Raw genomic sequence first — 6,723 nt, 5'->3', positions numbered from 1 at the left:
AACTTCCTCACCCGCCTGCCCCGCCGCAAATCCCCGCCAGTACTGGCTCTCCCGCCTCCCGCACCCCCCTTCTCCGGAGCGCGAAAGACCGAGATTCTAGCGACACCATCACCGCCGCGCAAGCGTTTTTTCGATCACGCCTCTATCGATGCTTGAAGACCGCTTTGCGCTTCTCAACGAACGCCGCCATTCCCTCTTTCTGATCCTCGGTTGCGAAGAGTGAGTGGAACAGGCGCCGCTCGAAAGTTACGCCTTCCGCCAGCGTCGTTTCATAGGCGCGGTTCACTGACTCCTTCACCATCATCACTGCCGGCAGCGGAAATTCGGCAATCGTCGCAGCGGCCGCAATCGCATCGTCAATCAGCGACGCCGCCGGAACCACACGCGACACCAATCCTGCCCGCTCGGCTTCCGTCGCATCCATGAAGCGCGCCGTCAGACACATGTCCATGGCCTTCGCCTTCGAAACGGCACGCGGTAGCCGTTGCGTCCCGCCTGCTCCCGGCATAACGCCGAGCTTGATCTCAGGTTGCCCGAACTTCGCAGTATCGGCGGCGAAAATGATGTCGCACATCATCGCCAGTTCGCAGCCGCCGCCGAGCGCAAAGCCCGCCACTGCGGCAATGATCGGCTTGCGGATTGTCCGCACCGTTTCCCAGTTGCGGGTGATGTACTCACCCTTGTACACGTCCATATAGGTGTAGGTGGCCATCATGCCGATGTCGGCACCCGCCGCGAACGCCTTCTCGCTGCCGGTCACGACGATCGCGCCGATGTCATCGTCGGCATCGAATGCCTTGAGCGCCACGCCCAGTTCGTCCATCAGCGCGTCATTCAGCGCATTCAGTGCTTTCGGCCGGTTCAGCGTGATCAGACCGACCCGCCCACGGGTCTCGACCAGAATGTTTTCGTATGCCATTTGCGCTCCTTGGTTTGTTGTAGAAGGCGCGCGAAAACATTTCGCGCAGCCGGACCAATAATGCTAACATTCACCAACCAACCGGTCGGTTAATTATTCGGTAAGGTTTCCCCAACTACTGCTCGGCATCCCCTCTCCATGACACATTCCTTATTCACGAAGCACGAAGACACGCTCCAGAAGGCGCTTGCCGCTATCGAGACGCGCGGCTACTGGAGCCCGTTTGCCGAAATGCCCAGCCCAAAAGTGTACGGGGAAACGGCAAGCGCTGACGGTGAGGCTGCGTTCAAAGCCCACCTTCATACGACCTTCGAACTCGACCAACCCAGTACCGGTGAAACCGTCGGCGCCGAAGCGTCGCCGTTCGGCTTCCCGCTCGGCATCCGCTATCCGAAGGCGGATCCCGACGCCCTCATCGCCGCCGCCGCCAAAGCCCAACGCGAATGGCGCACCGCCGGCCCGCAGGCATGGATCGGCGTGAGCCTCGAAATTCTCGCGCGCGTGAACCGGGCCAGTTTCGAAATTGGCTACAGCGTCATGCACACCACCGGCCAGGCGTTCATGATGGCCTTCCAGGCCGGCGGCCCGCATGCTCAGGACCGCGCCCTCGAAGCTGTCGTCTATGCGTGGGACCAGTTGCGCCGCATCCCCGCTGACGCGCACTGGGAAAAACCACAAGGCAAGAACCCGCCGCTCGCGATGCAGAAGCGTTACACGATCGTGCCGCGCGGCACTGGTCTCGTACTCGGTTGCTGCACTTTCCCCACGTGGAACGGCTACCCCGGTCTTTTTGCGGACCTCGCCACCGGCAACACCGTTATCGTCAAGCCGCATCCAGGTGCCATCCTGCCTCTTGCGATCACAGTGCGAATTGCCCGCGACGTACTCCGTGAAGCCGGTTTCGATCCGAACGTCGTCACACTCCTTGCAACCGAACCGAACGACGGCGCGCTCGTCCAGGACCTCGCACAACGCCCGGAAATCAAGCTGATCGATTTCACCGGCAGCACGCAGAACGGCACCTGGCTCGAACGTCACGCGCATCAGGCACAGGTCTTCACCGAGAAAGCCGGCGTCAACCAGATCGTCATCGACTCGGCCGATGACATCAAGGCCGTCGCCCGCAACATCGCGTTCTCGCTTGCGCTGTACTCCGGCCAGATGTGCACTGCTCCGCAAAATATCTACGTACCCCGCGACGGCATCCGTACCGCTGAAGGCTCGCTGACATTCGACGCGGTCGCCGAAGCGCTGGCGGGTGCCGTCCAGAAACTCGTTGGCGATCCCGCGCGCGCAGTCGAACTGCTGGGCGCGATCCAGAACGAAGGCGTCGTGCAACGCATCGACGAAGCACGCCATCTCGGCCACGTCCTGGTCGACAGCCAGGCAATCGACCATCCTGCTTTCGCCGGTGCACGCGTGCGCACGCCGCTCGTGCTGAAACTAGATGCCGCTACCGACGCCCACCAGTTCACGCGCGAATGGTTCGGCCCGATCTCGTTCGTCATCGCGACCGACTCCACGGCGCAGTCGCTGGAACTCGCCGGCTCAATCGCTGCAGAGCACGGCGCACTGACGCTGTCGGTCTACAGCACCGACAACGCTGTGGTCGAAGCTGCACACGAAGCTTCGATTCAAGGCGGTGTCGCACTATCGATCAATCTGACGGGCGGCGTATTCGTCAACCAGTCGGCAGCGTTCTCAGACTTTCACGGCACCGGCGCCAACCCGGCAGCCAACGCGGCGCTCGCCGATGCGGCGTTCGTCGCGAGCCGCTTCCGTGTTGTGCAGAGTCGTGTGCATGTTGAACCGAGATCGGTGCCCGCGTAAGTCGGCCGGACGGTCTATGCCGTCTGGTCGAGTCGAATCCGCACCGACCTCCGAATAAGATGAGCCCAAGTGACCGGTCCGTACCGGTCACACCCTGCAGGAACCCGACATGACCGATGCTTTCATCTGCGACGCAATCCGCACTCCATTCGGCCGCTATGGCGGCGCCCTGAAAGACGTTCGCGCCGACGATCTCGGCGCGGTACCGATCAAGGCACTGATCGAGCGTAACCCCGGCGTCGACTGGCGCGCGCTCGACGACGTGATCTATGGCTGCGCGAATCAGGCCGGCGAAGACAACCGCAATGTCGCGCGTATGGCGGCACTGCTCGCCGGCCTGCCCGTCGATGCACCCGGCGCAACGATTAACCGGCTGTGCGGTTCCGGCATGGACGCAGTCGGCACCGCGGCGCGCGCAATCAAGGCAGGCGAAGCCAGATTGATGATCGCAGGCGGCGTAGAAAGCATGACGCGCGCGCCGTTCGTCATGGGTAAAGCGGCGAGCGCGTTCTCGCGTCAAACCGACATTTACGACACGACCATCGGCTGGCGCTTCATCAATGCGTTGATGAAGCGCGATTACGGCGTGGACTCAATGCCGGAAACGGCGGAAAACGTCGCCGTCGAATTCGGCATCGCGCGTGCCGATCAGGACGCGTTCGCGTTGCAAAGCCAGCAGAAAGCAGCACGTGCGCAACGCGACGGCACGCTTGCCGAGGAAATCGTCGCTGTCGAAATCGCCCAGAAAAAGGGCGACGCATTGCGGGTGACGCTTGACGAGCATCCGCGCGAAACCTCGCTCGAAGCACTCGGCAAACTCAAAGGTGTCGTGCGCGCCGACGGCACGGTGACTGCAGGCAACGCATCGGGTGTAAACGACGGTGCGTGCGCGCTGCTACTCGCCAACCAGGCAGCCGCGGATCAATACGGCCTGCGGCGCCGCGCCCGCGTGATCGGCATGGCAACCGCGGGTGTCGAGCCGCGCATCATGGGAATCGGGCCCGCACCCGCCACGCAGAAGTTGCTGAAGCAGCTCGGTATGTCGCTCGAGCAATTCGACGTGATCGAACTGAACGAAGCGTTTGCATCGCAAGGGCTTGCCGTATTGCGCACACTCGGGTTGCGCGACGACGATCCGCGCGTCAACCCGAATGGCGGCGCCATCGCGCTCGGACATCCGCTCGGCGCATCGGGCGCACGACTCATTACAACGGCGTTGTATCAACTGGAGCGCAGCGGCGGTCGCTTTGCGTTGTGCACAATGTGCATCGGCGTCGGTCAGGGCATTGCGCTCGCGATCGAACGCGTCTAGCGCCGCGCCTGCACAGGAGGAGACACCCATGTCAGATGAAACGATCAAAGTCGCAATCGATGCTGCGAGCCATGTCGCGACCATCACGCTCAACCGTCCGGACAAGCTCAACAGCTTTACGCGCACGATGCACGGCGAACTCTCCGCGGCGCTCGGTCAGATCGAAGCCGCAGGCGTCCGTGCATTGGTACTCACCGGCGCGGGCCGCGGTTTCTGTGCCGGCCAGGATCTCGCGGATCTGGACTTCACGCCTGGTGCGATGACCGATCTCGGCGATCTGATTGACACGCACTTCAACCCGCTGATCCGTCGGCTGCAAGCACTCCCGTTACCCGTGATCGCCGCCGTCAACGGCACCGCGGCCGGGGCGGGCGCGAATCTCGCGCTCGCTTGCGATCTCGTCGTCGCGGCCCGCTCGGCGAGTTTTATCCAGGCGTTCGTGAAGATCGGCCTCGTGCCCGACTCGGGCGGCACGTGGTTCCTGCCGCAACGCATCGGGATGGCGCGCGCGCTGGGACTCGCCCTCACCGGCGAAAAGCTCAGCGCGGAGAAGGCCGAAAGCTGGGGGTTGGTGTGGCGCGTCGTCGATGACACCGAGCTTTCCGCAACCGCAACCCAGCTGGCTACACAGCTCGCACAGCAACCCACGCGCGCGATTGCGGCAATCAAGCACGCGATGCGCGCAGGCCAGACGCACACGCTCAGCCAGCAACTCGACCTCGAGCGCGATCTGCAACGCGAACTCGGTAACTCGCACGATTACGCCGAAGGTGTGCAGGCGTTCATCGAAAAACGCGCGCCGCGCTTCGAAGGACGCTGACATGTCGACACAAACTCAAGTAGACCCGTCCGCCATGACGCCCGACGAGCTCGCCCGCGCCACCGCGCAAAGCATGTACGCCGCCGACCGCTGCAGCAAAGCACTCGGATTCGAGCTACTCGACGTGCGCCCGGGCTACGCCCGCATGCGGATGACAGTGCGTGACGACTTCCTGAACGGCCACGAAATCTGTCACGGCGGCCTGATCTTCACGCTCGCCGATTCGACCTTCGCTTTCGCGTGCAACTCGTACAACGTGAACACCGTGGCATCCGGATGCTCGATCGAGTTTCTGCGCCCGGTGCCCGGCGGCGACGTGCTGACTGCCGAAGCCGTCGAGCAGACCTTGAGCGGACGCACCGGCATCTACGATATTCGTGTGACCAATCAAACCGGCGAGACCGTCGCGATGTTCCGCGGCAAATCGGCACAGATTCGCGGCAGCGTGATTCCGCCGGCGGCCGGCTAGCCCGTACCAGCGTCAATTGCCCGCGCGCGCATCTATTCTGAAGAAGACAAGGAGACCTTCGATGACCACCTCGCTCCCGCTCGACCCGATCGAAACAGCGAGCCGCGACGAACTCGCTGCACTGCAGCTCGAACGATTGAAATGGTCGCTCACACACGCGTATGAGAATTCGCCGGTGTACCGCCGCAAGTTCGATGACGCCGGCGTTCATCCGGCTGAGCTACGCACGCTCGCCGACCTGTCGCGCTTCCCGTTCACGACGAAGCAGGACCTGCGCGACAACTACCCGTTCGGTATGTTCGCGGTGCCTCAACAGCAGGTTTCACGAATCCACGCTTCGTCGGGTACGACCGGCAAACCGACCGTGGTCGGCTACACGAGCCGCGATATCGACACATGGGCGAATCTCGTCGCACGATCGATCCGCGCGGCCGGCGCGCGGGCCGGCGACAAGGTGCACATCAGCTACGGCTATGGCCTCTTCACCGGCGGACTCGGTGCACACTACGGCGCAGAGCGCGCGGGTCTCACTGTCATTCCGTTCGGTGGCGGCCAGACCGAAAAACAGGTCCAGCTGATCCAGGATTTCCGGCCGGACATCATCATGGTGACGCCGAGTTACATGCTCTCGATCGCCGACGAACTCGAGCGGCAAGGCATCGACCCCGCTGCGTGCTCGCTGCGCATCGGCATCTTCGGTGCGGAGCCGTGGACCAACGACATGCGCCGCGCGATCGAGCAACGCATGGGTATCGATGCGGTCGACATCTACGGTCTGTCGGAAGTGATCGGCCCGGGCGTCGCGTCGGAATGCGTGGAAACCAAAGACGGTCCGACCATCTGGGAAGACCACTTCTATCCTGAAGTGATCGACCCCGTCACCGGCGAAGTATTGCCCGACGGCGAACTGGGCGAACTCGTATTCACGTCGCTAACCAAAGAAGCGCTGCCTATCGTCCGCTACCGCACCCGCGATCTCACGCGTCTGTTGCCCGGCACAGCACGCACGATGCGGCGGATGGAAAAGATCACTGGCCGCTCGGACGACATGATGATCGTGCGCGGCGTGAACGTCTTCCCGACGCAGATCGAGGAACTGCTGCTCAAGCAGCACGCGCTCGCGCCGCACTATCAGATCGTGCTGACGAAGGAAGGCCCGCTCGACGTGCTGACGCTGAACGTCGAGCCCTGCCCCGAATCGGCACCCGACACGACTGCGCTCCATGCAGCAAAACAGGCGCTGACCTACGACATCAAGGCGCTGATTGGCGTGAGTGCGGTGGTCAACGTGCTGGCGGTGAATGGTATCGAGCGGTCGGTGGGTAAGGCGCGGCGGGTGATCGACAGGCGCCAGGCGGGCGCCTGAGCGAAAG

At 63.1% G+C, this 6,723-nt stretch carries 6 protein-coding genes; 5 read left to right on the top strand and 1 reads right to left on the bottom strand.

What is annotated here, in order from left to right:
- Positions 1–142 precede the first annotated feature (142 nt).
- A complete protein-coding gene (locus BWP39_RS19060) occupies positions 143–919 on the bottom strand; it encodes an enoyl-CoA hydratase (RefSeq protein WP_096722980.1) in 777 nt (258 codons plus the stop codon).
- A 138-nt stretch (positions 920–1,057) separates the two neighbouring features.
- Between BWP39_RS19060 and paaN the strand changes: the two genes are divergently transcribed.
- The 5 genes from paaN (at position 1,058) to paaK (ending at position 6,716) form a co-directional block, all read left to right on the top strand.
- Positions 1,058–2,749: a phenylacetic acid degradation protein PaaN gene (gene paaN / locus BWP39_RS19055; RefSeq protein WP_096722978.1), complete on the top strand. Its 1,692-nt coding sequence runs from the start codon at positions 1,058–1,060 to the stop codon at positions 2,747–2,749.
- Between the two features lie 109 nt (positions 2,750–2,858).
- On the top strand, positions 2,859–4,061 hold the full coding sequence (pcaF, locus tag BWP39_RS19050) for a 3-oxoadipyl-CoA thiolase (protein WP_096722976.1): 1,203 nt from the start codon (positions 2,859–2,861) through the stop codon (positions 4,059–4,061).
- A gap of 28 nt (positions 4,062–4,089) precedes the next feature.
- Positions 4,090–4,881, top strand: coding sequence for a 2-(1,2-epoxy-1,2-dihydrophenyl)acetyl-CoA isomerase PaaG (paaG, locus tag BWP39_RS19045; protein WP_096722974.1), 792 nt, complete (start codon positions 4,090–4,092; stop codon positions 4,879–4,881).
- 1 nt (position 4,882) lies between these two features.
- Entirely contained in the window at positions 4,883–5,350 is a 468-nt protein-coding gene (gene paaI / locus BWP39_RS19040; protein WP_096722972.1) for a hydroxyphenylacetyl-CoA thioesterase PaaI, read from the top strand.
- Positions 5,351–5,411: 61 nt separating this feature from the next.
- Entirely contained in the window at positions 5,412–6,716 is a 1,305-nt protein-coding gene (gene paaK, locus BWP39_RS19035; protein WP_096722970.1) for a phenylacetate--CoA ligase PaaK, read from the top strand.
- Positions 6,717–6,723 lie beyond the last annotated feature (7 nt).

The organism is Paraburkholderia acidicola, assembly GCF_002362315.1.
GTDB classification, from domain to species: domain Bacteria; phylum Pseudomonadota; class Gammaproteobacteria; order Burkholderiales; family Burkholderiaceae; genus Paraburkholderia; species Paraburkholderia acidicola.
The sequence above is the reverse complement of the archived record's forward strand: the minus strand, read 5'-3'. Positions and strand labels throughout refer to the sequence as shown.

Bases quoted from the DNA above. Each gene is read 5' to 3' on its own strand.
- BWP39_RS19060 (WP_096722980.1), bottom strand. From the start codon at position 919: ATGGCATACGAAAACATTCTGGTCGAGACCCGTGGGCGGGTCGGTCTG.
- paaN (WP_096722978.1), top strand. From the start codon at position 1,058: ATGACACATTCCTTATTCACGAAGCACGAAGACACGCTCCAGAAGGCG.
- pcaF (WP_096722976.1), top strand. From the start codon at position 2,859: ATGACCGATGCTTTCATCTGCGACGCAATCCGCACTCCATTCGGCCGC.
- paaG (WP_096722974.1), top strand. From the start codon at position 4,090: ATGTCAGATGAAACGATCAAAGTCGCAATCGATGCTGCGAGCCATGTC.
- paaI (WP_096722972.1), top strand. From the start codon at position 4,883: ATGTCGACACAAACTCAAGTAGACCCGTCCGCCATGACGCCCGACGAG.
- paaK (WP_096722970.1), top strand. From the start codon at position 5,412: ATGACCACCTCGCTCCCGCTCGACCCGATCGAAACAGCGAGCCGCGAC.